The sequence below is a fragment of the Enterococcus saccharolyticus subsp. saccharolyticus genome (assembly GCF_029023825.1).
In the GTDB taxonomy this organism is placed as follows: Bacteria; Bacillota; Bacilli; order Lactobacillales; family Enterococcaceae; genus Enterococcus_F; species Enterococcus_F saccharolyticus.
The window spans coordinates 2,367,203-2,392,616 of sequence record NZ_CP118957.1; the positions used below are offsets into that span (position 1 = coordinate 2,367,203).

Annotated in this window: 25 protein-coding genes, 1 tRNA gene and 2 pseudogenes; 5 read left to right on the forward strand and 23 right to left on the reverse strand. The window is 37.6% G+C overall.

The features are described from left to right. Positions 1-745: 745 nt before the first annotated feature. The 3 genes from PYW32_RS12065 to PYW32_RS12075 form a co-directional block, all read right to left on the reverse strand. The gene (locus tag PYW32_RS12065; RefSeq protein ID WP_016174030.1) at positions 746-2,569 is read right to left on the reverse strand and encodes an amino acid permease; all 1,824 of its coding nucleotides are present in this window, start codon (positions 2,567-2,569) and stop codon (positions 746-748) included. A 244-nt stretch (positions 2,570-2,813) separates the two neighbouring features. After that, the gene (locus PYW32_RS12070) at positions 2,814-5,543 is read right to left on the reverse strand and encodes a YhgE/Pip domain-containing protein (protein ID WP_245558505.1); all 2,730 of its coding nucleotides are present in this window, start codon (positions 5,541-5,543) and stop codon (positions 2,814-2,816) included. A 146-nt stretch (positions 5,544-5,689) separates the two neighbouring features. Continuing rightward, positions 5,690-6,007: a hypothetical protein gene (locus PYW32_RS12075; protein ID WP_016174028.1), complete on the reverse strand. Its 318-nt coding sequence runs from the start codon at positions 6,005-6,007 to the stop codon at positions 5,690-5,692. A 138-nt stretch (positions 6,008-6,145) separates the two neighbouring features. On the opposite strand from PYW32_RS12075, the gene PYW32_RS12080 reads away from it, so the two are divergent. Next, positions 6,146-6,937 (forward strand): ABC transporter ATP-binding protein, encoded by a 792-nt coding sequence (locus PYW32_RS12080; protein WP_016174027.1) that lies wholly within the window; start codon positions 6,146-6,148, stop codon positions 6,935-6,937. A 9-nt stretch (positions 6,938-6,946) separates the two neighbouring features. Beyond that, complete coding sequence (locus PYW32_RS12085; protein WP_016174026.1) at positions 6,947-7,237, forward strand: chorismate mutase; 291 nt, start codon at positions 6,947-6,949, stop codon at positions 7,235-7,237. A gap of 68 nt (positions 7,238-7,305) precedes the next feature. On the opposite strand, the gene proC is transcribed toward PYW32_RS12085, so the two are convergent. The 4 genes from proC to PYW32_RS12105 are packed head-to-tail and all read right to left on the reverse strand — an operon-like array spanning position 7,306 to position 8,780. Next, positions 7,306-8,028, reverse strand: coding sequence for a pyrroline-5-carboxylate reductase (proC, locus tag PYW32_RS12090; RefSeq protein ID WP_338070865.1), 723 nt, complete (start codon positions 8,026-8,028; stop codon positions 7,306-7,308). Further along, positions 7,965-8,099 (reverse strand): pyrroline-5-carboxylate reductase family protein, encoded by a 135-nt coding sequence (locus PYW32_RS12095; protein ID WP_016174024.1) that lies wholly within the window; start codon positions 8,097-8,099, stop codon positions 7,965-7,967. The genes proC and PYW32_RS12095 overlap by 64 nt, the downstream gene beginning before the upstream one ends. A 12-nt stretch (positions 8,100-8,111) precedes the next feature. After that, positions 8,112-8,390 (reverse strand): hypothetical protein, encoded by a 279-nt coding sequence (locus PYW32_RS12100; protein WP_016174023.1) that lies wholly within the window; start codon positions 8,388-8,390, stop codon positions 8,112-8,114. A gap of 12 nt (positions 8,391-8,402) precedes the next feature. Beyond that, positions 8,403-8,780: a type II toxin-antitoxin system PemK/MazF family toxin gene (locus tag PYW32_RS12105; RefSeq protein WP_016174022.1), complete on the reverse strand. Its 378-nt coding sequence runs from the start codon at positions 8,778-8,780 to the stop codon at positions 8,403-8,405. Positions 8,781-9,094: 314 nt separating this feature from the next. Here PYW32_RS12105 and PYW32_RS12110 point away from each other — a divergent pair, with 314 nt between their 5' ends. Continuing rightward, positions 9,095-10,279, forward strand: a complete 1,185-nt coding sequence (locus tag PYW32_RS12110; RefSeq protein ID WP_016174021.1) for an IS110 family RNA-guided transposase — start codon at positions 9,095-9,097, stop codon at positions 10,277-10,279. Between the two features lie 105 nt (positions 10,280-10,384). On the opposite strand, the gene alr is transcribed toward PYW32_RS12110, so the two are convergent. The 11 genes and pseudogenes from alr to PYW32_RS12165 form a co-directional block, all read right to left on the reverse strand. Further along, the gene (alr, locus tag PYW32_RS12115) at positions 10,385-11,491 is read right to left on the reverse strand and encodes an alanine racemase (protein WP_016174020.1); all 1,107 of its coding nucleotides are present in this window, start codon (positions 11,489-11,491) and stop codon (positions 10,385-10,387) included. Positions 11,492-11,506: 15 nt separating this feature from the next. Then, on the reverse strand, positions 11,507-11,860 hold the full coding sequence (gene acpS / locus PYW32_RS12120) for a holo-ACP synthase (protein ID WP_016174019.1): 354 nt from the start codon (positions 11,858-11,860) through the stop codon (positions 11,507-11,509). A gap of 182 nt (positions 11,861-12,042) precedes the next feature. Next, positions 12,043-13,617 (reverse strand): degradosome RNA helicase CshA, encoded by a 1,575-nt coding sequence (cshA, locus tag PYW32_RS12125; RefSeq protein WP_016174018.1) that lies wholly within the window; start codon positions 13,615-13,617, stop codon positions 12,043-12,045. Between the two features lie 391 nt (positions 13,618-14,008). Then, positions 14,009-15,340, reverse strand: a complete 1,332-nt coding sequence (locus PYW32_RS12130; RefSeq protein WP_016174017.1) for a UDP-N-acetylmuramoyl-tripeptide--D-alanyl-D-alanine ligase — start codon at positions 15,338-15,340, stop codon at positions 14,009-14,011. A gap of 61 nt (positions 15,341-15,401) precedes the next feature. Continuing rightward, entirely contained in the window at positions 15,402-16,475 is a 1,074-nt protein-coding gene (locus tag PYW32_RS12135; RefSeq protein ID WP_016174016.1) for a D-alanine--D-alanine ligase, read from the reverse strand. A 140-nt stretch (positions 16,476-16,615) separates the two neighbouring features. Continuing rightward, entirely contained in the window at positions 16,616-17,065 is a 450-nt protein-coding gene (locus PYW32_RS12140; RefSeq protein ID WP_016174015.1) for a YaiI/YqxD family protein, read from the reverse strand. A gap of 316 nt (positions 17,066-17,381) precedes the next feature. Next, positions 17,382-17,840, reverse strand: a pseudogene (locus tag PYW32_RS12145) (PLP-dependent aminotransferase family protein); the annotation flags it as partial. Continuing rightward, positions 17,824-18,647, reverse strand: a pseudogene (locus PYW32_RS12150) (amidohydrolase family protein); the annotation flags it as partial. The pseudogenes PYW32_RS12150 and PYW32_RS12145, both read right to left, overlap by 17 nt. Before the next feature lie 341 nt (positions 18,648-18,988). Then, positions 18,989-19,615 carry a uridine kinase gene (gene udk / locus PYW32_RS12155; RefSeq protein ID WP_016174011.1) on the reverse strand — a complete coding sequence of 209 codons (627 nt, stop codon included), beginning with the start codon at positions 19,613-19,615 and terminating at the stop codon, positions 18,989-18,991. A 77-nt stretch (positions 19,616-19,692) separates the two neighbouring features. Continuing rightward, entirely contained in the window at positions 19,693-20,376 is a 684-nt protein-coding gene (locus tag PYW32_RS12160) for a YjjG family noncanonical pyrimidine nucleotidase (RefSeq protein ID WP_016174010.1), read from the reverse strand. 12 nt (positions 20,377-20,388) lie between these two features. Beyond that, positions 20,389-21,099 carry a pseudouridine synthase gene (locus tag PYW32_RS12165; protein ID WP_016174009.1) on the reverse strand — a complete coding sequence of 237 codons (711 nt, stop codon included), beginning with the start codon at positions 21,097-21,099 and terminating at the stop codon, positions 20,389-20,391. 304 nt (positions 21,100-21,403) lie between these two features. Between PYW32_RS12165 and PYW32_RS12170 the strand changes: the two genes are divergently transcribed. After that, positions 21,404-22,015 carry a 50S ribosomal protein L25/general stress protein Ctc gene (locus tag PYW32_RS12170; protein ID WP_016174008.1) on the forward strand — a complete coding sequence of 204 codons (612 nt, stop codon included), beginning with the start codon at positions 21,404-21,406 and terminating at the stop codon, positions 22,013-22,015. Between the two features lie 41 nt (positions 22,016-22,056). Here PYW32_RS12170 and PYW32_RS12175 read toward each other — a convergent pair whose 3' ends face one another. The 4 genes from PYW32_RS12175 to PYW32_RS12190 form a co-directional block, all read right to left on the reverse strand. Beyond that, entirely contained in the window at positions 22,057-22,395 is a 339-nt protein-coding gene (locus PYW32_RS12175; protein WP_016174007.1) for a glycine cleavage system H family protein, read from the reverse strand. 1 nt (position 22,396) lies between these two features. Then, complete coding sequence (locus PYW32_RS12180) at positions 22,397-22,750, reverse strand: arsenate reductase family protein (protein ID WP_016174006.1); 354 nt, start codon at positions 22,748-22,750, stop codon at positions 22,397-22,399. Beyond that, entirely contained in the window at positions 22,751-23,971 is a 1,221-nt protein-coding gene (locus PYW32_RS12185) for an FtsW/RodA/SpoVE family cell cycle protein (protein ID WP_016174005.1), read from the reverse strand. A gap of 240 nt (positions 23,972-24,211) precedes the next feature. Further along, a tRNA-Thr gene (locus PYW32_RS12190) sits at positions 24,212-24,284 on the reverse strand. Between the two features lie 126 nt (positions 24,285-24,410). Here PYW32_RS12190 and PYW32_RS12195 point away from each other — a divergent pair. After that, positions 24,411-24,647: a hypothetical protein gene (locus tag PYW32_RS12195; RefSeq protein ID WP_016174004.1), complete on the forward strand. Its 237-nt coding sequence runs from the start codon at positions 24,411-24,413 to the stop codon at positions 24,645-24,647. Positions 24,648-24,719: 72 nt separating this feature from the next. Here PYW32_RS12195 and upp read toward each other — a convergent pair whose 3' ends face one another. Continuing rightward, positions 24,720-25,349 carry a uracil phosphoribosyltransferase gene (upp, locus tag PYW32_RS12200; protein ID WP_016174003.1) on the reverse strand — a complete coding sequence of 210 codons (630 nt, stop codon included), beginning with the start codon at positions 25,347-25,349 and terminating at the stop codon, positions 24,720-24,722. Positions 25,350-25,414: the final 65 nt, after the last annotated feature.

Genomic DNA, 25,414 nt, shown 5'->3' on the forward strand with positions numbered 1-25,414 from the left:
AGTATGAGATCAACCGTCATTTATTCTCCTACCTCTAAATTACAGTTCCTTTCAACAAAAATGTAAACGTTAACTAATCTGCTATAATATATGTATATCTCAAATTTTATATTAAATAAAAAAAGAGGCAAACTTTTTATGAAAAAAATAGCGATCTTAGTAACAATTTTAATTATTGCAATAGGAGGAGGCGTGTAATTTCTTAATTATCAAAAAGATACCAAAGCTGCCTATATTACGTTAGTTGACACTTCTGATTCAAAAATAACATATGAAGTTATTCAACCAGAAGGAAAAACAGTCTATCTTACAGAAAATGACTTACAATTACAAAAGCAAAACGACGTAATCGATACTTCTGATATGACCAATACCATCGAAGTAACCTATGTTTTAGAATATACCAATCAAAAAAATAGTTCTGAATTTATTTTATACAATAAAAACGCACCTGAATTAATGAAACGCTCAAAATGCTCTGATGAAAACAAACAGGTAAAGTTTATTCCCTATAAAAAATAGCCGAAAATAAGATTGGTATCTTAATCATAACTGATAGCAAAAGCAGATTAAAACAAATCGAAAAAAATCCCCAAAAAGCTAAAACGATTGTAACTAGTGAAGATACTTTACTGGAGCAATCTATTTCAATTAAATGACCTCCCACATCAACAATACCTATCAAAATAAAAATATAAGTCTTACAAGCTTCGTTTGAGATAACGAAGTTTGTAAGACTTATTCCTTATTTCTTCAAATGATAACTATAGGTGCTGACAATAATGTGTTCACGCCATGATAAACGGAAACGCAGACGTAAACTCGTTTGGTTATGCAAGATATTTTGCCAACGACGTTTTGGTACAAACTGGGGAATAATGACCGTAGTTGTATAATTATGTTGTCGCGCTTTTTTACTTACAATATCAACGTACCGAATAACTGGATTTTCAATCGAACGATACGACGAATGTACAACAGAAAAACGCACGTCCGGAAATTTTTCTTTAAACTCTGCTTCGATTTCTTTTTCTTTCTTCACATCTTCATCTAAAGATACATGCATCGCTACAACATAATCACCAATAGAGCGTGCATAGTTTAATGCCCCAATATTGACGCGGGTCACATTCCCTACAAGTACAATGACCGTATTGCCCTCGTACGTATGCAGTTTCACGTCTTCTTCCAAACGTAATTGTTCGGCTACTTTTTTGTAATGATCGTGAATCTTATAGAAAATAAATAATAAGATTGGCATGATAATAAAGAATGGCCAAATATCATCTAAGCGATACGCAAATAAAATCGCAATTATGGCGTAAGATATGAATGCACCAATAATATTTGCAATAGACTTTTGTAACCAGCCTTTGCCATCTTTCCGCCATTTGATAACCATCCCTGTTTGCGATAACGCAAAAGGAATAAAAACACCAATCGAATACAGTGGAATCAAACGTTCCGTTGATCCTTGGAAAATAAACAATAAGACAATTGAGCCAGCCGCTAACGTGATAATCCCATTCGAATACCCCAAACGGTCACCACGGTCTTGGTATAAATGAGGCATAAATTTATCTTTTGCTAGGTTATACGCTAAAATTGGAAAGGCTGAAAACCCGGTATTAGCAGCAACCGCTAAAATCAAAGCAGTCGCAAATTGCAAGACATAAAATAAAATGCCGTGCCCAAACACTGCTTGACCGACTTGAGAAAGAACCGTTACTTCTTTTTCAGGAACAATCCCGTACCAATAGTTAATAAAGGTAATCCCCACAAAGAAGAAACCTAAAATAGCTGCCATTAAGGTTAATGTTGCTGCCGCATTTTTAGCTCGTGGTTTTTTAAAGAATGGCACCGCATTACTAATCGCTTCCACCCCGGTTAAAGAAGAAGAACCTGAAGAAAATGCTCGTAGTAATAAAGCAATTGAAATTCCCGGTACCATCGTTCCTGGTAACGCAGTCGCATGTAAAGGTGCAGCTCCTGTAACAATCTTAAACAAGCCAATGACAATTAATAAACTAATCACCGCAATAAACGTATATACCGGCACCATTAAGAAAGTTGCTGATTCACGTAATCCTCGTAAATTCATCATCATAATTAATAAGACAATGATGACTGAAATCGCTACTTGATGCCCATACAAAGCCGGAATTGCTGAGGTAATCGCTTCTGCTCCGGCCGAAACAGAAACAGCTACGGTTAACATGTAATCAATTAATAATGAACCCCCAGCAATTAAACCGGGTTTTTCCCCTAAATTTTCGCTACTTACGACATACGCCCCACCACCATGAGGATATGCATGAATAATTTGACGATACGATAATGTTAATGAAATCAATAAAATAATGACAAATGCTGCAATCGGTAACGAATACCAAATTGCTGCCGCAGATAACGTAATCAACACAACAACAATCTGTTCTGTCCCATACGCAATAGATGACAACGCATCTGATGACAACAATGCTAAGGCTGCAAAACGGGTTAATTTCTGCTCATCATTTTCTGCAGATTTTAACGGTTTGCCTACCAACAAACGTTTTAAAGCATTCACTTTTTTCGCTCTCCTTGAAAAGAATATTTTGTTATTTTACACTTTTTCCTGTTCGTCCTGTTTTCTTTGGAACAGAACTGTATGCTACTCCTCTCACAAGCAAAAGTCAACGGAGTTTGATGTTGTTTTTCATTATATTTTTTAAGGTATTTTCACTTTTTCATTACATTTTTTGAGGTTAACGAAAACGCAAAAAAACTGTTTAAATTAACTGAACAAAACAGTCAATTTAAACAGTTTGATGTTAATGGAAAAAGTGACTCTTATGCGCCAATTCTTCAATACGCGCCATTGGTTTTTCCATAAATGGACAAAGCACAGTTCCTAGAATACCGAAGACCACAAAGATACTACCTAATACCCATAAATTGGTCGTAGCATTTGCCCAATAAATTCCACCAGCCGATTCACGAAGCAGATTCACGGCATACGTAAATGGCAACAATGGATGAATAAATTGGAAGAACGGGCCAGAAACTTGAATTGGGTAGTTTCCTCCCCCACCAGAAATGGATAGGACTAATAAAATAATCCCAATCCCTTTGCCGACATTGCCAAAGAGTCCCACAAAGACATAAATCATCATCATAAAGGCGAGCGCCACAATCAAGCCAAATAACACACTATACACAGGTTCTCGCACATCGACTCCTAACGCATAATAGTTTCCTAGTGTCACAATTAGTGCTTGACCAATCGCAAAGGTTAAGAAAGTCATCATACGCGCCACAAACATTTCACGTTTGCTGAAACGTTTTTTGTCTTTTTCATCTAAATGGAAACCAGTTCCTGCCACACTTGATAGCAACAATGCACCTACCCATAGACACAAAGCGGTATAGAATGGGGTACTAGCAGAACCATTGTTTTCAATTGGGTACATCGTAGTTGTTTTTAATTCTACAGGAGTTGTGAAGAAATCACTTTCGGCTTTGGCATCACTTTTTAGTAATTTGATAATCTCACCTAAATCCGCAATTTCTTCGCCTTTATGAATAGCTGTCGCAGCTTTATGCAGCCCTTGTTTCAATGACGGCCATTCGTTTTCAATTAAGCCCGCTGCCATATCTAAGGCTGACTCCACTGTTGGTAATTTATCATGTACCGTATTTAATGTGGTAGTCACTTCATTTTTTAAACCGGGCCAATCATTGACTACAAAATCAGCGGCTTTATTTAATTTAACCGTTAATTCAGGTAGGTCATTTTGATACAAGTCAACCCCTTTGTTAATCCCATTAACAATGTCATCCATATGACCATTTAACATGATATTCGCATCGTGAATTTCTTTGCCTAATGCAGGCATTTCTTTTTCATATTTTTCTAGCATGTCAATCGCATTGGTCACAGTTTGAGCAGTAGAACTTAATAACCCATCTAAATCAATTTTATTTGCATCGGCTAATAAATCTTGCGCATTGGTTAGTCCTGGAATCAATTTATTTTCCAATAATGCTCGCACGCTTTGGCTAATTTCGCCGACGTTCACATCATTACTTAACGCAGCTAAATTCCCAGATAAACTTTCTAGTTGTTGTAAAAATTGTTGAATTTCGTCTTTACTGATTGTACCGACATTTGCTGCTAAATTAGCAGCTGTCTTTTGTGCAGAAGACATTAAGTCACGAACTTGCGTTAATCGCGCAATTGGACCACTAAAATCACCGTCTAATTGTGATTGTAATTGACTTAACCAATTGATTAAATCTGTCACGATTTGTTGCTGTTGTTCTAAACTCGTTGCAATATCCGTTAATGTTTGTTTTATTGCAGCACGTTCTTCGGGTGTTAAGTCTTCTGCGTTAGTGACAATCGTACCTAATGTATTTGCCCAATTATTAACCGTGGTTGCCAAACCAGTGATCATCTCAAAGTTGGTTTGCACAGCTTGAGTAATTCCATCTAGATTATCATCTAATTTAGAAGCTGCTTCAATTGTTTTATCCGCAAAAAAGCTTGCATCATCACTTAATTGCTGCACTTTTGGTAAGAGTGCTTGTACATCTTGAATGATTTGTAATCCTTGTTTTGCTTCTCCGATACCTTCTGTTAAGGTAGCAGAAATATTATCAAAATCCTCATCAATCATTGCAATTTGACGACCTGCATTTTCAATTTCCGGAATTTTTTCTTGCAACGTTAAAATTACTTTTGCCTGTTTTTCAATTTGTGGCATCTTTTCGTTCATCGCTACCAGTTTTTCACCCATTGCATCGATTTCAGGAATGTGTGCGACAAACTCATCAGCTTTACCAAGTTTTTCTTTTAATTCTGGGAATTTCGCTTGAAATTCAAGTACATCTTTAGTGTAACCATCAATTTTATCAGCATTTTCGTCAACTTCTAAAATCAAGTTTTTAATCTTATTAATCGACACTAGATTTGATTCCACATTATAGCCGATTTCATTCAAAGCTTTCAGCAACGTTTCGCTAGCTGTTCGGATAAAATTTTCTGTAATTTGTTCTTGGAGACTGCTTGCTCCTTTGGCGGTAATTTTGGGAGCAATCGCATTAATTTTTTCATTGAAATAATAATTGATTTCTGGTTTCTTAATTTCACCAGATGTAAAACTCAACAAATCCTTGGAAAAGTTTTTAGGAATGTAAATTCCCGCAAAATATTTCCCTGATTTGACGCCTTCTGTCAATTCTTCTTTGGAATTCACAAAGCGCCACCCCAGTTGATCGTTGTCATGGAGCGTTTCAATCACTTGATCGCCGATTTCAATGTCTTTGTCTTGTAGTTTTGATCCTTCATCATCACTATAAACGGCGATTGGTATTTCGTTGGTATTCCCATAAGGATCCCATAGTGCCTTAATATTAAACCATGCATATAACGACGGTAACGCCATCAATGCAATGACTAGAAAGATTGTAATCGGATTGCTTGCCAATCGTTTCCAATCCAGTTTGTATAATGCCCAAGTATTTTTCAAATGTTGGGGGAATTGTTTGATATGATTCACTTTTTTTCACCATCATTTCTTCAATGTCGTTGGATAATTTATCACGATTTCAAGCTTCTTTCCATCTAATTGCCTATCCTTTATACAAATTTCGGACAAATTATCATTTGTGTCCAAAAATAAAAGAGAAGCCCTTGACTTCTCTCTTATTCTTGCGCTTGTTTCGCTTGTAAAAATGAGTCGAGTAAAGTTACAAAAGCTTGATCCAAAAAGCTTTCATCATCTTCACGCGTCAATTGTTTCACTGGTGTTTCTTCATTATCAAAATACGCAATCGGAACAAACAACTCATTTTGTACAATTACCGTAATTTTAGGGTGATACATAAACTCTCCACATGCTCCCGCAGTTAAACGCGCGAGTTCATAATGCGTATCATTTAATTTACGGAAACGATAATAATGATTTTCCCAAAATAGTTTCTCATCACTACATAATGCAACAGTTTTTCGCCAATTCGCCATGATTCTCGCCACCTTCTTGTTATCATTCTAACAAAAATAACAAAAAAATGAAGGCTTCACGAATTTTTTTGAAAATTCAAAACACTATTGGTAAAACAAAACGCAGACTGGTATGATAAGAGAAAAGGAGGCGCTAGTATGGCAATTTTAACATTCGAAAATGTTTCACTTATCAGACAGCAACAACCACTCTTAAACAACATTAATTGGCAAATCCAAGAAGGTGAAAACTGGGCAATTTTAGGATTGAACGGTGCTGGAAAAACCTTGTTACTCCAGCTAATTACCGGTAGTCTTTGGCCTTCTGCAGGTAAATTAACGGTGCTGGATCAAGTATTTGGTCAAACCTCGATTCCTGAACTTTCAAAACGCATTGGTTGGGTCAGCACAGCGTTACAATATCGTTTGAATGTCAATGATACTGCCGAACGAATTGTATTATCTGGAAAATTTGCTAGTATTGGAATCTATCAAGCCTTTACCGAAGAAGATTTAGAGAGAGCCAAAGAAATTCTGATTTCATTGGATGCCAAAAGTTTAATTGGTAAAAATTATCATTTTCTTTCGCAAGGCGAGCGTCAAATCGTCTTGATTGCGCGTGCTTTGATGGCAGATCCTGAATTATTAATTTTAGATGAACCATGTAATGGTCTTGATTTATTTGCTCGCGAAGAGTTATTAATTAAAATCGACCATTTAGTACGACAACCAGAAGCGCCAAGTTTGTTATTTGTTACGCATCATACCGAAGAAATTTTGCCTTTCATCAGTCACGTGATGATGCTTAAAAACGGTGAAATCTTTGCGAAAGGACAACGTCAGGAGATTTTAACTCCCGACTTGTTGCCAAAATTTTATGATAAACCTGTCACTAGTTATCAATTAACAGAACAACGCCAAATGATCTTACCTGTAAATCATTTGAGTTAGGAGAAACAAATGACTGCTCAAAATTTAGAAGAATTACGGCACGAAATTGATGCTCTCGATACGCAACTCGTTCAACTGCTTGCCAAGCGACAAGCATGTGTCATGCAAGCTGCTCGTTTCAAAAAAGATACGCAAGGAGTAAAAGACCATGCCCGTGTCGAAGCGGTCATTCAAAAAGTCCGCGAAAAAGCCATCACATATGAGGTAAATCCAGATTTAGTCGAACACCTTTATCGTGAAATGATTGGTTCCTTCATTACGATGGAATTAGCTGAATTTAGTGAACAAAAAGACACCTAAACAGATAGGTTGGCATCAGTAAAGAATCCGCCCTCATTTTCGCAATGGGGCGGATTGTTTGTTCTGTCTTATTCTCGATTTTTTTGAATAGCTGCTTGTACGGCATTCATCACAGCTGCTCGAAAACCATCTTTTTCTAAAGACGCCACAGCAGCAATCGTGGTTCCTCCTGGCGAGCAGACAGCATCTTTTAATTCAGCAGGGTGTTTGCCTGTCTCTAACACCATTTTAGCAGCGCCTAACACCGCTTGTGCCGCAAACTCATACGCATCTTTGCGACTCATCCCTTCTGCAACTGCACCATCTACCAAAGCTTCGATAAACAAATAGACATACGCTGGTGACGAACCACTCACTCCGATAACCGCATCAATTTGTTGTTCGGGAAGAATTTTTGCCCGACCAAAGCTTTCAAAGATTTGGACGACCGTTTGACGATCCTCATCAGTAAATTGATGATTCACCGAAATAGAAGACATCCCTTCACCAATGGTAACTGGTGTGTTTGGCATTGCCCGAGCAATTTTATGTTTGCCTATCCCTGCTTCAATTTCTTCAAGTGACACCCCAGCTGCGACCGAAACTAAAACCTGATTGTCTTGAATATAGTCACGGATTGTCGGCAATACCTGTAACAAGATTTTTGGTTGGACGGCTAAAATAATCACTTCTGCAGCAACAAATAAAGCTTTTTCATCCAAAAGGGGTTGAATGTGATAGTGTTCTGCTATTTTTTTAATGTTGGTTCGTATCGATGATTGTACACATATATATCTTCTGGTTGATACAATCCTGATTCAATCAAACCATGGATCATTGACTCTGCCATATGACCTGCGCCATAAAAACCAATTTTACTCATGTTCTTCACTCCTTATTCAAATGACTGCACGCGCTGATTCGCTACTTTTAAATACCCTCGCATAGGAACTTGCACGCGGACATAGAGACTTGCGGACATTGCGATGACTACTTCTTCTTCACCTTGTTGAAAGACCCCAAAATAGTTGCCAGAGGCGTCTTCATATTTTTTCACCAATAAATAATAACCGGCTTTTTCAACGGGTGGACGAAACAAAAATGATTGGTGTAAGCGCTGAAAACTAAACCAACCGCATAAAATCAATGTGAGCCCGACAACGATATACCCCATTTATTCACCAACTTATTTTTTATGTACTAAACCCTTCTCGTCTATTGTAATGTTTAAACCGACACTGATTTTCAGTGCAATATCAACAGACTGCATGACATCGTTTTGTAGACGACAAATTTTTTCTTTTAATCGTGATTTATCAATCGTGCGTATTTGTTCCATTAAAATAACAGAATCGCGACCTAAACCAGTTCCCGCTGCTGTAATCCCAATATGTGTTGGTAACTTGGGTTTTGCCATCTTGGCGGTTATCGCTGCAATAATCACAGTGGGACTAAAATGATTCCCTAAATCATTTTGAATCACTAAAACCGGACGTAAACCACCTTGTTCTGAACCTATCACGGGGGATAAGTCAGCAAAGTAGATTTCACCACGTTTGACCATAGACATCTTCCTTGTATATTATATTTAAGGTTTTAATCTTCCGATTTTAGAGGAGAACCTTAGGAACCTTTTGTTATTTTTTATTTGGTATTTACTCAATTATTTGAGAAAATATACTTAATGGATTGAGAGGTAGATTGTTTCTTCCTTGAGTTTTCAAACTCGTAATCGAAAGACTAATCCCTCTCTCTGTTAAGCTGTTTACGAATGAGTTAGATGTTGAAGGCAAATGCCTTACTCCGTATCTAGAACAAGGTAGTGACGCTTTTCAGTTGAGTGGTAATCAATCCAAATTTTGTAAAGAAGGTGTGCTTATGTTTTATCTAGGTATTGATATTGGCAAACGAACACACGTCGCTTCCGTCATGAATGACGAAGGAAAAGTCCTACTTAAAGGTTTCTCTTTTGTGAATTCTTTGGACGGTACTCACGCTCTTTTAGAACGACTTACTTCTTTCTCTGATTCCACAGAGGACTTTCTTGTTGGTATGGAAGCCACCGGTCACTATTGGTTAGCCCTTTTCTCATTTCTTGATGAACAACAGTTTCTTGTTTACGTCATCAATCCCATTCAAACAGATGGCTGGAGAAAAGGAACTGAAATTCGTAAACGAAAAAATGATAGTATCGACTCAGTATTAATTGCTGACTTAATTCGCTACGGTTCATTCAACGAAACAGCTTTAGCGGACGAAACCATGTTCTCCTTACGTCAATTGACTCGTTATCGTTCATATCTTGTTGGCACAGCTGGCGACTTTAAACGAAAAGTCATTGCCATACTAGACCAAATCTTTCCTGAGTACGAAAAGGTGTTTTCAAAAGTTGGCATTTTTGGCAAAGCCTCCAAAGCCGTCCTATCTGAGTTTTCGTCTCCTGATGAATTCAATCAAGTTTCTGCCGAAACATTAGCTGAAACACTCCGTGTAGCGAGTCGAAGTCGTGTTGGACAAAGCAAGGCAGAGGCACTGAAAACAGCCGCCGCTCATTCTTTTGGTGTTCGTTTTGCTCAAGATGCCTTTGTTTTTCAATTACGTTCTATGATTGATCAACTCAGCTTTTTAGAAGAACAAATTAAACGAACAGAAGAAGAAATTGCACAATTAATGGCTTCTCTTCATTCGGTCATAGAAACCGTTCCTGGTATTGGAACTGTCCTTGGTGCGACGATTTTAGGTGAAATTGGCGATATTCAGAAATTTTCTACGCCTAAAAAATTAGTAGCCTACGCAGGAATCGATGCGTCTGTCTCAAAATCTGGTGAATATGAAGCCACTCACAACGTGATGAGTAAACGTGGCTCTCCCTACTTAAGAAAAGCACTGTTTCAAGCGGCACTCATTGCGTCCAGATGTGATCCAGTTTTCAAAGCCTTTTATGATAAGAAACGAGCAGAAGGAAAACACCATCTTACAGCGATTGGCGCTGTTTCAAGAAAGCTATGCTATATTATTCATGCCATTCTAACAAAGAATGAACCGTATGAAATTCGTCAGTAGTGAAAAAAATAATCTTTCTGAGGTTTATTTGTGATGCACTTATTCGTTATTTTTCAATCAGAAGATTTTAGTTATTTTCACTTGACTTTATATAGTTAGTCTTTCTTATATATATTCTCGTGGAATGCGCTCAGAAAATAAACAACTCACTTCATAATGAATAGTACCTACATGCTCTGCTACCTCTTGTAAAGTAATTTCGTTTCCACAATCTTTCCCAATCAAGGTTACACGTGTGCCAATTGCGACTTCTTTTGGTAAACGAATCATTAATTGATCCATACACACACGACCAACAATTTCACACACTTGCCCTTCCACTAAAACGTGAAATCCTTGCATTTTACGTATATAACCATCGGCATAACCAATCGGCACGGTGCCAATCCATTCTTCCTCACTGGTTTCATACGTTTTACCATAACCAATCCCTTCTCCTTGGGGTACTTGTTTAACTTGAACAAGCTCTGAGACCAACGAAAGCGCAGGATATAATGGGTAACTTTCAACTAAGGCTGTTCCCGAAGGATTTAACCCATACATTGCAATGCCAAAGCGAACCATATTTCCTAAATCGTCATGCCAGATAGAAGTGGCACTATTACTGACATGTACATAGCGTGGTAAACGTGGCAATTGCGTTAAAACTTCTTGAAAACGTTGGTTTTGTTTTTGCCAGTACATATCTTCTTCTTGGTCAGCAGTTGAAAAATGCGTAAAAATCCCTTCCCAGGTCATGGTCTCTACGCTATCCAAAAATAACGCGGCTGTTTGAACATCTTCTGGATGAACAAAACCTATTCTACCCATTCCTGTATCAACTGCAATATGTATATTTAGCGGTTTTGTTGCCGTTTTTAATGCTTCATCCGCTGCATATAGCCAATCAAGAGTGGCTACTGGGATAGTAATATCATATGTGAGCGCTAGTGGTAACACCGAAATAGCAACAATTCCCAAACAAAGAATAGGCGCATCGATTCCACTTTCTCGTAATTCAATTGCTTCATCAATCGTCGCCACGCATAAACCAGTGACACCACTTTCAAGAGCTGCTTTAGAAACAGGAACGGCACCATGTCCATAACCATTAGCTTTCACAGCCACAAAAACATCTTTTCCTTGATTGTGTGCCAATTCATTTTTAAGATTTTGTTTGATTGCTTGTAAATCGACGATTATTTTGGTTGGGCGATGATAAGAAATTGCCATCGAATGTCCTTCTTTCTACTTCTCTAAAATAATTTGCGCAAATGCGAGTTCCTCGGTATGCGTAATACTAACAAAAACATGCCCTTCTTTAAAAGGTGATTTTGTCATAACGGGTGCACCAAATTCGTTGGCTAAAATTTCCAAATCGTGGAACGTTACTTTGCCAATTCCCGTACCCCATGCTTTTGAAAATGCTTCTTTACAAGCATAACGTCCGCCTAAAAATTCGACTTGTCGTTTTGGAGGTAACGCATCAAATAACAGTTGCTCGTTGGGTGTTAATATTCGTGCGATAAATTTTGGTTTCTCTTGGATGATTTTTTTGATACGTGCTAAATCAACCGCATCAATCCCGATACCTTGAATCATAGGTTCCTACTCTTTCCTTTTAAGTTAGCTTTATTCTACCAAACTTTAAAAGAAATACCACTGAAAATTTTTTCAGAAAGAAAAAAAACACCTGAGAAAATTTCTTTCCTCAGGTGAAAATTGGTGTCTTTTAAAGGCTTATTCCTTCGTCTTTAGCCACTCGTTAAATCATTAATTTTTTCTTAATCTTGATTGTTACGAATTACGAAGCTACGTTTTTTGTCGCTTGGACGACGACTTGGTTTACGAGAACCACCGTCTTTATTGTAACTTCCTTTACTGTTACTACGACGATTGTCTTTGTCATCACGGTTGCGATCGCGATCGCCACGGTTTCTACGATCATCACGTCCACGTCCGCCTTCACGACGTCCGCCACCGCGGTTGTTGTTGTTACTACGACGTCCACCGCCGCCTTTGAACGATTTTTTCCCTTGTGGTAATGGACGTTCTGGTGTGATTTTTACTGGAACTAAATCAGATGGATCTTTTGCTAATGTTTTTAATAACAAAGCAGCAAGATCTTGTGCTGAATATTGTTCTAATAATTGGTCTGCGCCTTGTAGGTATTTTTCTAACCCATTGGCATCCATTTTCTCTTCAACAGTTTCCATTGCCGCTCCGATTTGACCTTTGAATGCTTCTTTTTCGGTTGGTGGGCGTAATGTTGACATACGTTTTTTCGTTAAGTTTTCAATCACGTGTAAGTAGCTCATTTCGTTTGGTGTTACGAAAGTCACTGACATACCGCCTTTACCAGCACGGCCTGTACGACCAATACGGTGAACATAGCTTTCTGGATCTTGAGGAATATCATAATTATATACATGTGTCACGCCTGAAATATCTAAACCACGTGCGGCAACGTCTGTCGCAACTAAAATATCTAGATTTCCAGCTTTAAAGGCACGTAAAACGCTCATACGTTTTTGTTGAGAAAGATCGCCATGAATACCTTCTGCTTTGTATCCACGAGCTTCTAATCCACGTGCTAATTCGTCAACGCGACGTTTGGTACGACCGAAAACGATGGTTAATTCCGGTTTTTGAACATCCAATAAACGTGTCATAATATCGAATTTTTCGAAATCTTTTGCACGAACATAATATTGATCAATCAAATCAGCAGTCATTTCTTTTGCTTTGATTTTTACATGTTCAGGTTCTTTCATGAATTTTACGCCAATGTTTTTAATTGCAGGTGGCATTGTTGCAGAGAATAATAATGTTTGGCGTTGATCAGGGACTTGGGCAATAATTGTTTCAATATCTTCTAAAAAGCCCATATTTAACATTTCATCTGCTTCGTCTAATACTAATGTTTCAACTGTCGCTAATTTTAATGTGTGACGGTTAATATGATCTAACATACGTCCAGGTGTTCCTACCACAATATGTGGACGGTCTTTTAATTGACGAATTTGGCGACCGATATCGGCACCACCGTAAACAGCTTGTACACGGATTTTTTTGTCTTTACCTAAACGGTATAATTCTTCTTGTGTTTGGATAGCCAACTCACGAGTTGGTGCAATTACTAAACCTTGTAATTGTTGTTTTGCTGGGTCAATTTTTTCTAACATTGGTAAACCAAATGCAGCAGTTTTACCTGTACCTGTTTGGGCTTGACCAATTACGTCTTTACCTGCTAATGCTAGAGGAATTGTTGCTTCTTGGATTGGTGTTGCTTCTTCAAAGCCGGCACGCTCAATCGAAGACAATAATTCTGGTGATAGTTCTAATTCTTTAAATTTCAAATGGATCCTCCTAAGTGTGATCGTAGATGATTTGTTCATCTCGTCGGTTTTTAACTAGATACTTTTAAGTATCTGTAAGCTAAAGCGTGTATTTTTTCCACAATTTTTCAAACATGGTCCCTGACATATTTGAATAATCGTTTCTCACCGAAAAACCGCTTCTTGAAGGCATTAGAAAAGGCTAGGACAAAACTATACTTTCTTTTTGTCTAGCCTCATTTTGAGTTTATGATGACATCGTCATTGCTTTTTTTATCTAAACCAAGATGGTCTAGGTTATCAGTTATTCCAATTTTTTCTTCATCTTTCGGCACTTAAACAGTCTAACACAGGTTGAAAGTTTCAGCAAGTTTCCACGCTTGCTTACAATGAATTTCTTCCAGTGCATCGCTTATAGACTTGCGACTACTTCTGCTAAGCCCATACCGTTACTTCCTTTTAAGACAATACTGTCAGTTGGTAATAAATCGGCTTTAATTTGTGCAATCAATTCTGCTTTTTGTGTAGGTGCAAAATAATGGACTGTACCAGCTAAGACATCACGTAAAGCCGCCATTTCTTCCCCATATAAATAGACAATCGCATACTTCTCACCAATGTGATTAGCCATTTGACGATGCATATCTTTTGAATCCGGCCCCAATTCCAACATGTCTGCTAAGACAGCTAAACGACGTCCAGGCAATGCCAATTGTCCAAAACTATCTAAGACTAAGCCCATCGCTGTCGGATTGGCATTGTAAACATCACTTAAAATATCTGCACCATTAGATGCTTTGACCCATTCTGTCCGATTTTTCGTCAATTGAAATTCTGCTAACCCTTTGGCAATTTGTTCCGAAGTTAGACCAAAGTAACGACCAAATCCATAGGCAATTAACGCATTTTTCACATTGTAACCGCCTAAGACAGGAATCTGGTATTTCTTGCCATCAACCATAAAAGTTGTTTGCTCTTTCGTTTCACTTAAAATTTCACCACGGATAGTGCCTTCATGTAAGCCAAATGTTGCTACTTGCTGTGACAACTCTGTCAATAAAGGCGTCAGTAATGGCTCATCTCCCGGTACAATTAATAAGCCATCTTTCTTCAAGCCATCAACAATTTCCATTTTGGCTGCGGCAATTCCGGCACGTGATCCTAAATGTTCAATATGTGCTTCGCCAATCAACGTAATTGCTGCTGCATCTGGTTTAGCTAATTTTGATAAGAAAGAAATTTCACCTGCATGATCCATCCCCATCTCTAAAATCAATAGCTCGGTATCTTCTGGCATATGCAAGATAGTATAAGGCATTCCTAAATCATTGTTATAATTTCCTTGCGTTTTATACGTACGGAATTTTTGGGCTAAAACAGATTCTGTCATATCCTTTGTCGTTGTTTTACCGTTACTTCCAGTAATTGCTGCAATTTTTGGTGCAACCTTTTGTTGGTAATAGACCGCAATTTGTTGAAAAGCATGCGTCACATCCGCCACTGGTAACACTGCAATTTCGCTAGGAGCAGTGGCTAATTCTTTACTCCATAACGTTGCTACGGCTCCGTTAGCTATCGCTTGTTCAATGAACTCATGCCCATCACGTGCTCCGGCTAGAGGTACAAATAAACTACCTGCTTGAATTAAACGACTATCAAATTCGACACTTGTCACAAGGGCTTCTTGATTACCGACAACTGAGATTTGCAACGCATCGGCTAGTTCTTTTACTGTTAGCTTCATTTTTTTCTCCTTCATACTAAAAACAAGGCACGTCGAGTTTGCTCGATGATGCCTTGTCGGTTTATTTCATCTCTGTTAAAAAGCTTTGACGTTGCTCATAACGTTTCAAACCTAATTGAATTAATTCTTCAATTAAATCACCATATTGTAAGCCCGTTTCGCTCCACAATGATGGGTACATACTAAATTGAGTAAAACCAGGCATTGTGTTTAATTCATTTAAGAATAATTCATTTTTATTTGTTAAAAAGAAATCACAACGGCTTAATCCACTTCCACCTAACATCGTATAAGCAAGTTTGGCATATTCTTGTGCTTTTTCTTGCACTTCATCAGGAACTTGTGCTGGAATTTGCATCACAATATTGTTATCGATATATTTTGAATTATAATCATAAAACGCCACATCTTTAACAATTTCGCCCGCCATCGTTGTACGAACATCTTCATTCCCTAAAATCGCTACTTCGATTTCACGTGCTTCAATGCCCTGCTCAATCACTGCACGGTTATCATACTTGTAAGCTTCTTCTAATGCATTTTGCAGCTCGACGCGATTTTCGGCTTTTGAAATGCCTACACTTGATCCCATATTCGCTGGCTTAACAAACATTGGGTAACGTAGAGAGCCTTCACATTGTTCAAAAATTTGTTTTGGATTTTCTTTCCATTGATTTTTCAACACGGGTACATAAGGAACTTGTGGAATTCCAGCTGAATGTAAGATATATTTTGTCATAATCTTATCCATTCCACAGGCACTTGTTAAGACACCGGCACCCACATACGGCATACGAATGGTTTCAAGGAATCCTTGAATCGTCCCATCTTCACCGTTTGGTCCATGTAATAACGGAAAGACAATTGCATTGTCTTCTTTAATATCACCCGGTTGAATAATTGTTCCAGTAAAGTTGCCTGCTTCGCCTGCTGTTGCCCAAGTTAAGTGTAATTCTTCTGGGGATGTCGGTTTATCTGTTAATAAAGGCCCTTTTACCCATTGACCGTCTTTTGAAATAAAGACTAATTGCACTTGATAATAGTTGTAGTAAATGGCATTAAGTACAGAAAAAGCTGATAAAATAGATACATCATGCTCTGCACTTTGTCCGCCGTAAAGTAAAATAATTTTCAACGTTTTTCCTCCTGTATTTAGAGTCACATTTCACGTATGATTCTCACATATTTTAGCATAAAATGAAACTTTGTCACATCATAAACTGTTATTTTGTCCGTCTTCCAAATGATTTTTTAACGAGTTTTCATTTAACGGAATTACTCACAATAGTTTCGAATAATTTGTTCCAAAATTTGATAAAACTGTTGGCGGTCATTTTTGGTAAATGCTTTAGGTCCTTTGGTTCGTTTCCCTGCTTTACGCATCTGTGCGCCAACATAGCGCTGTGCCAACAGTTGATCGATAGATTCTGGCAAATATTCTTTCCCAGAATGATGAAAGACACGAACTTTTTTCGGCAATACTAAAGAAGCCAAACCATAATCTTGAGTAATCAGAAGGTCGTCTGGTTGAATCTCCTTCACAATTTGAAAGTCTGCGCGATCTGCGCCTTTATCCACATAAATAAATTGAACAAAATCTGGGTATTCTTTGGTTGTATAATGATCCACACTAGTGACAATCAAGACTGGTAAATTGAATGTTGCTCCTAACTGAATCACTTCTTCTTTGACCGGTGAACCATCACCATCAATTACTAAACGCATATTTTCACCTACTTTCTTTTATTATAGAAGTTTTTAACGAAAAAAACCACCAGATATTGTCTGATGATTTTGCTTTAGTTCGATACATTATCTAATAAATAAAACAATATTGAAGGTTACTAGTGAGACAGAATCAAAGTAGTTTTGGGACGGCGTTTTTCTCAGAAAACATTTAAACACACCAATATAAACACTTGTCTCATCGAATTAAATCCATCCCTGGATAATCCATCATCTGCTGAATTTGCGCGCGTGTTGTTAACGGCACATCGCCTGGTAATGTGTGGGCAAAGACAGCATTGGTAATGGCAAACGTTGCCGTTTTTTCGGTTACCATCATCGCTAAATGATCAGGCGTGCACATGTTCGCATACCCAGCCTCAACAACTTGCCCGCCACCTTGTTGAACCATCACTTCAACGGGTGTCCCATAATCAACATTATGTCCTTTCGGTAAGATAATCTCTCTTTTGGTTAACTGAGGGTCGTATGGATGATAGACATGATGCAGACTTCCTTGACCAATAACTGCCGCGACTGATTGTGCAATCCCTGCTGAAGCAGAAGAAACAATTTGCGCATCATCGACTTGCAATAAATCGGCAATGTATTTTCCTGTTTGAATGGCTAAATCTTCCATTTCAAAAAAGTGTTCTCCTCCAAAACGTTGGGCTGCTAAAACGCGTTCTGACACTTTTGATACACCCAGAATTGTCATTTTTCCAGAAGTATTAATCACCTCTTTTAAACCGAATATCTCATAATTCATTGTCATAAACTTTTCCTCCAATAATTGTTTGAACAGGTTTAATTTGTACCGGAGTCACACGGGTAAAACCATTAGAATCAACGAGTTCTTTTTCTTCTTCAATAAATTCAAAGATCGTTAAATCAGCGTCAAAGTTTTCTTTCAACTGCCCTTTCGTCGTTAAATGGAAATTTTGCGTAGGCGCAAGTGTCACTTTTTCAATAATTTCTTCCCACGTATAGCCGATGACCGCTAGTTTTTCCATGGTAGTCGCTAAATCATACACAGGTCCATTTTTTCGGTTGCGAATGTAAATATCCGAACTAATCGAATGGGCTTTAATGCCTTCATTCAAAGCGACTTGTGCCACGTTAAATTAAAACTATCTGTCCCGTGACCAATATCGAAAATAATACCTTTGCAATAGGTATCAAACACAAATGGTTTTATCGTCTCATTTGCAGCTAAAATACCATTGACTTTGCTGTTAAAACAATGCGTCAAGACATCCCCCGCTTCCATTACCTCTAAAATATCAGCTAATTCAGGAGGTGCCGATCCGACATGAACCATCAAAGGAACAGCATTTTTTTGCTGAATTTTTTTCGCTAGTTCCAACGGCGTAATGCCATTGGTTCCAATAACAGTTTTACTCATATGTGCTTTGATGCCTACAATAAACTCAGGAAATTGTTGCAAGGCTTGGGTCACTAATTCTTCTTGGATTTTAGATAAATCCGCCAATTCATCTTGTTCAACAATCCCCCATTTAGAAATATTCAACAACGCATAAACATTCGTTTTTGCTGCCTGTGCGAACGCATGGAAACGATGTTGGCGGCACTAATAATGCCGTAACGAATCATAAAACATCTCCTCCTTTATTTTCATTGCATGATACGATGACAGACTCTTTTTTATTTTACACATAAAAGAAAACGTTAACAACTCCAACAAAAAAATGCTGCAACAAACAAATTGTTTGTTGCAGCATTTTTGACAGTACTATTGCTAGTAGATGATTGATTCTCCACAAAACAATCATCCGACACCCTGCAATCCGGCAGGTTGAGTTTCCTCGGTGTGCCTCTGTTTGAGTTGACTAGCATCAGCTAGCCGTCTCGGCTCATCGCATGAAGATTACTTTAGCATAAAACAAGCGTCTTGGCTACTATTTAATCTTCTAAAATCGAACCGACTTTCGTATTAATTAAATCAATCGCTACGTGATTTTCGCCGCCTTCAGGTACAATCACATCTGCATAACGTTTGGTTGGTTCAATAAATTGATTGTACATTGGTTTTACGACAGATAGATATTGTTCAATAATTGAATCTAACGTACGTCCACGCTCTTCCATGTCACGTTTAATACGTCGGATAATTCGAATATCATCGTCTGTATCCACATAAATTTTAATATCCATTAACTCGCGCAATCGTTCATCTTCTAAAATTAAAATACCTTCTAAAATGATGACTTCTTTTGGTTCTTGAATCACTGTTTCTTCACTACGTGTATGTTTGACATAATCGTAAACAGGTTTTTCAATTGTTTCGTAATTCAATAATTTTGATAAATGCTCAATTAATAAATCCGTATCAAAAGCTAGTGGATGATCATAGTTGGTTTTCAAACGATCTTCAAACGCCAAGTGACTTTGGTCTTTGTAATAAGAATCATGTTCCAACATCATAATTGAATGTTCAGGAAAGTGATTTAAAATCGCACGGCTAACACTCGTCTTTCCACTTCCAGATCCTCCAGTAACGCCAATAATAATTGGTTTATGTTTCGTCATCAAATTTTACCTCTTTCGTTTTCAATTCTCTTTAAATTATAACGAAAATAGGCAAAATTACTATCAAAATCCATTGATTAAACTAAAATTCCATAAATTTCTTCCAAAGTTTGAATATGGAAGGTTGGTTGGATACTTAGTTTCTCTTGATTTGCCACAGGATTTAACCAAACGGTATCAATTCCGGCATTTTTGCCACCTTGAATATCAGACGTTAAGGAATCACCAATAATAACTGTATCTTCTTTGTTAAAATCAGGAATTCGTGAGAACGCATAATCAAAAAATTCTCGTTTCGGCTTTTGATAACCCGCCGTTTCAGAGACAAAAATATCTTTGAAATACGGCAATAGTTTTGAATCAGTTAATCGTTGAAACTGTGTCGTTGCTACACCATTTGTCACCACATATAATTCTGCTTTATCGGCTAAATCTTGCACGATTTCTAAACTATTTCCTAGTCGTTTGTGTCCTTGGTTTAAATAATAGCGGTAACGTTTTTCCATAGCAGGGCTATCTACTTTTTGACCAAAGTATTCAAATAATTCACCGAAACGACCATTGACCACTTCTTCTGAGGTCATGTTGCCTTGTTCATACTCTTTCCAGCGGCGATAGTTGAGGGTTTTATAAGTAAGTTCTACTTCTGGGGTCAACTCAAATTCCACTTCTTCAAATAAAGAACGCAACGCTTGGTTTTCAGCATCTTTAAAATCTAATAACGTATCATCTACATCAAATAATAAGGTCTTGTATCGCATAATTGTTCTCCTTTAACGAAAATATGGTTTTAAAGCGAAAAGTTCTTCTTGGGTCAATGCTCGATAAGTACCCGTGGGTAACTCTCCAAGCGTTAAAGGGCCCATCGCTACTCGCTTCAAATAAACAACTTTTTTGCCAGTTGCTAAAAACATTTTTTTCACTTGATGAAATTTTCCTTCGCGAATCGTCAAACGTACCTGACTTTCAGTTGGACTGGCAGAAAGAATGTCTAGAGTTGCCGGTTGGCATGTTTGACCACCAATAAAAGTAATTCCTTGGGCAAAAGCACGGACATCTTGCGCAGTGACTTCTGCATTGATGGTTGCTTCGTACACCTTATCTACTTTTTTCTTTGGTTGAATTAAATCGTAACTCAATTGGCCATTACTCGTCAACAAGAGCAATCCCTCGGTATCTCGGTCTAAACGTCCGACAGCTGTTAACTCTTCTCGGTAATCGTCACGTTTGAGACAGTCAAACACTGTTGGTAAATCGTCTTTCTTTGCTGTTACAACTCCTTGAGGTTTATGCAACAAATAATAGACATCATTTGTGAAAAAAGCTTGTCCATCAATTTCAATTTGATGAATCAAACTATCGACATTTTTATTTTCTTGATAGATGACTTGTCCATCAATCTTCACTTTCCCCATTAAAAAAAGTCGTTTCATCTGTTTTCGAGACGTCTTTAACTGGGTTTCAATTAATTTATCTAAACGCATGCTATCCCTTTCTTTCTGGTCTATTATAGCTCTTTTTCTTTAAGATTGTCTGAACAAAAAAATCGAAATCTTTGACTTCTGTCAAAAATCCACGTATGGTTAAAGGGTAAAGTAAATAAAAGTTCTCACTACACACAGCGTTACAACCTGGTGGAGAAAGATCTAATCAACCTTTCTGGGCAGCTGTGGCATACAACTGCCTTTTTGCGTGTTCTCAATCACGTGCCACTTAAATGTGCATGAGTAACAAAAATTTGCTTAAAAACTACTGTTACAAAACAGGAAATTTAGGAGGAATTGAGTTATGTCAGTATCATTGAAAGTAAGTAAGAGAGAAGTTCGCCCCCGTTCTATTCGGAACAAGTTACGTCACGAAGGAAAAATTCCGGCAATCGTTAATGGGTACAAAGTAGAAAGTACACCAATTGCGATTGATGCCAAAGAATTTGACCGTATTTTACGTGCCCATGGATTAAACACGGTGATTACCTTAACTATTGATAGTAAAAAGGTAAACACATTAGTTCAAGATTATTCATCCGACACGTTTACAGGTCAAGTGACACACGTTGCTTTCCTATCCGTTGACATGAAAGAAGAAACAGAAGTTGAAGCAGAAGTCGTATTAACAGGTGAATCTACTGGTGTCAAAGCTGGTGGTGTTTTAACACAAAACTTATACAGCGTGACTGTTTCCGCTACACCTGATAAATTACCAGAAAATGTTGAAGTTGACGTGACCGCATTAGAAATTGGTCAATCCATTACAGTTGGTGATATTCCAACCTCTGATGAATATACGATTGTCACAAATGCCGAAGAACAAATCGCGGCAGTGAATGAAGCACAAATTGTAGAAGATGAAGAACCTGGTGAAGCAGTAGAACCAGAAGTCATCGGTGAAGAAGAAGAATAAAATCAAAAACCTGTAAAGCTTCGGCTTTACAGGTTTTTTTATTATAATGCATCAAATTGTGTGGCATCGACATCTTTTAAACTAATAATCCAAGCATTTAACTCATCATCGTCGTTTAATACATCGACATCTTCATCAATTTTCTCGTTTACAGAAGAGACAACACCTGTTAATGGGCTGATATATTCATTGACAGCTTTTTCAGCTTCAAGTTCAATCAATGTCTCCCCTTGTGTAAATGTTTGACCTACTTTCGGAACAGAAGCAAAGGTAATTTTTCCTAAATCATCTTGCGCTTCTTTCGTTAAACCTACGACATATTCTGTACCATTGAATAATACCCATAAGTTATCTTTTTTCTTTAAGCATGCTTTTTCCATTTTAAAGGACTCCCTCGTATTCATTTTCCCTGAAACCATTCAATAAAAATTTACCATCTTTCACTAGAATCGGTCGCTTAATCAACATTCCATCAGATGCTAACACCTGACTTGCTTCTTCTAGTGTAAACGTATCAATCTGATCTTTCAAGCCTAATTCACGATACTTCATCCCGCTTGTGTTAAAAAAGCGGCGCATCGGTAAATCACTTTCTTCCATCCACTGTTGCAACAATTTTGGCGCAGGTGGTTGGCTAATCATATCAATGGTTTCTACTTGTTGTCCATGCGCTTCTAACCATTTTTTGGCATCTCTGCACGTGCTACATTTTGGGTACCAATATAACGTAAACATCTATCTTCGGCTCCTTCTACTACTTCTTGTTGTTTCTTGCGGTTGTTCGACTGCATGATAACGCATGGACAAAATCAACCCAATACCTATCATGTTACTTAATAATGATGAACCACCTTGACTAATAAATGGCAACGGAATCCCTGTTAATGGCAGCAAACCAATGTTGGCGCCAATATTTTCAAAAACATGGAACAAAATCATCATGATAATGCCGGTTGCAATATACGTATAAAATTCGTTGTTTGTATCAAAACACACACGAATCATACGATAAATTAAAATAAAGTATAACAAAATGACAAACGTACTACCAACGAAACCAAAATTTTCCCCAATTACAGAGAAAATCATATCTGACTCACGAACTGGCACGTACACATCACTCACATTAAAGCCTTTACCAAACATGCCTCCTGAACCAATCGCCATGATTGATTTGGCTACTTGGCCAGAACTACCTTGAATATCATGGAAAGGATCTAGCCACGAATCAATACGTTTAAACTGATATTCAGAGAATAAGCCAATATTTTCCAAAAATGCTCGACCACCATCTGTGAGCACTAAAAAAATTGTTCCTGCACCGATGACTACAAAGGTTGCAATGACGGGGACAACAATTTTCCACGAAATACCCGACATCAAGAAAATACCACCAAAAATAGCTAAAAAGACTAACATTGTACCAAAGTCTTCTTGTAATAAGACTAAAATAATTACTGGTAACGTAACAGCTAACATTTTACCGATTAACAGTCCATCTGTTTGCAGTGTTCGTTCACGATAGGAGCCATTATGTTTGGTGACCACTAATGCCAACATCATAATCATCGCAATTTTCATTAACTCCGCAGGCTGTACAGTAAACGCTCCGAAACTAAACCAGTTACGTGAGCCGGTTGATGCTGCAATCACTGGATCATAAAATCGAACCAATAATGCCATAACCACCAGTCCTAAACCATAAATATACGGAGTTAATAACCACAACATTTTTGAGCGAATTCGCATAATAATAGCAACAGCAATAATTCCTACCACATACCAAACACCTTGTTTTAACACGCCCCGCATAGGATTAGCAGATTCTGCTAAATTATGACTATGAAACAACGCCACATATAAAGACGCTAGTCCCACTAAGCATAAAAGAAAAACAGGTAAAATTACCCCATAATCAATTTGGTTATCATTTCTAAACACATTCTTTTTTTCCATCGGCTCTCTCTTTCCCTAAAAAATACTCTTCTCATTATAGATGGAAACATTTAGAATTGAAAGCTTTCCGCAAAGACATTCAAAAAAATTTTAGAAATACTGCAAAGAAAACGACCGATACATAATAACTGTCATCAATGAAAAAACATATCTTTTATGTTCATTTCTTGTCAAACAGTTATTCCCAAACAAAAAAACGCTGATAAAAACCTAAAAGGCTTCTATCAACGTCTATAAAAATGCCAGCTGCAGGGATCGAACCTGTGACCTACGCGTTACGAGTGCGTTGCTCTACCAACTGAGCTAAGCTGGCAAAAATACAAAAATATTATAGTGAAAAAACTTTTTTTTGTAAAGCAAAACTCCCTTAGAATCCTATTGTCTGAAAATTTCCAAAAAATGTGTTACAATTTAACACAGAAAGGGAGGTTTTTTAAATATGTCAACATTTGGTAAATTTGAAACAACAGTCGTCCCATCAGAAATCGGTGAGACCTTTACCGTCGACACTCCGGTAGCTTTCACAGTTCACGATCATCTAGAAACAGGTATTGTCACAAAACAGCTAAAAAATTCAGCCGTTATCGAAATCAATGAAACTGCTGATAACAAACAGCTAATGTCTAAAAGTAATGGTGTTATTATTGTTAACTATAAACAAATGAAAAAAATATAGTCGGGTTTAAAATAAATATCCGAGCGATTAAGAGAGGCTTGCCCCCTCTTATCTCGCTCGGATATTTTAGTTTTATTTGGTACCAAACAAACGGTCACCAGCATCGCCTAAACCAGGAACAATATAGCCATGGTCATTTAAGTGATCGTCTAAAGCTGCTGTATAAATGTCTACATCTGGATGTGCTTCTTGTAAGACTTTTACACCTTCTGGAGCAGCAACTAAACAAACAAATTTGATGTTTGAGGCGCCACGTTTTTTCAATGAATCAATCGCCATAATTGCTGAACCACCTGTTGCTAACATAGGGTCAACAACTAACAATTGACGGCTATCGATATCTTCTGGTAATTTTACGAAATACTCATGTGGTTCTAGTGTTTCTTCATCACGGTATAATCCTACGTGACCTACTTTAGCGGCTGGAATTAATTGTAAAATACCATCTACCATACCTAAGCCAGCACGTAGAATTGGAATAATCGCTACTTTTTTACCAGCTAACATTTTTTGTGTAGTTTTTGTAATTGGTGTTTCAATAACTACATCTTCCACTGGCATATCGCGTGAAATTTCGTACGCCATTAACATTGCAATTTCATCAACAACCTCACGAAATACTTTTGTTCCGCAATTTTTGTCACGAATGATTGATACTTTATGTTGGATCAATGGATGATCGATTACTTGAAATTTGCCCATTGTCAGCTCTCCTTTAAAGTTTTCTTTTATTGTAATTCAAATCAAAAATTCGCACAACTTATCTT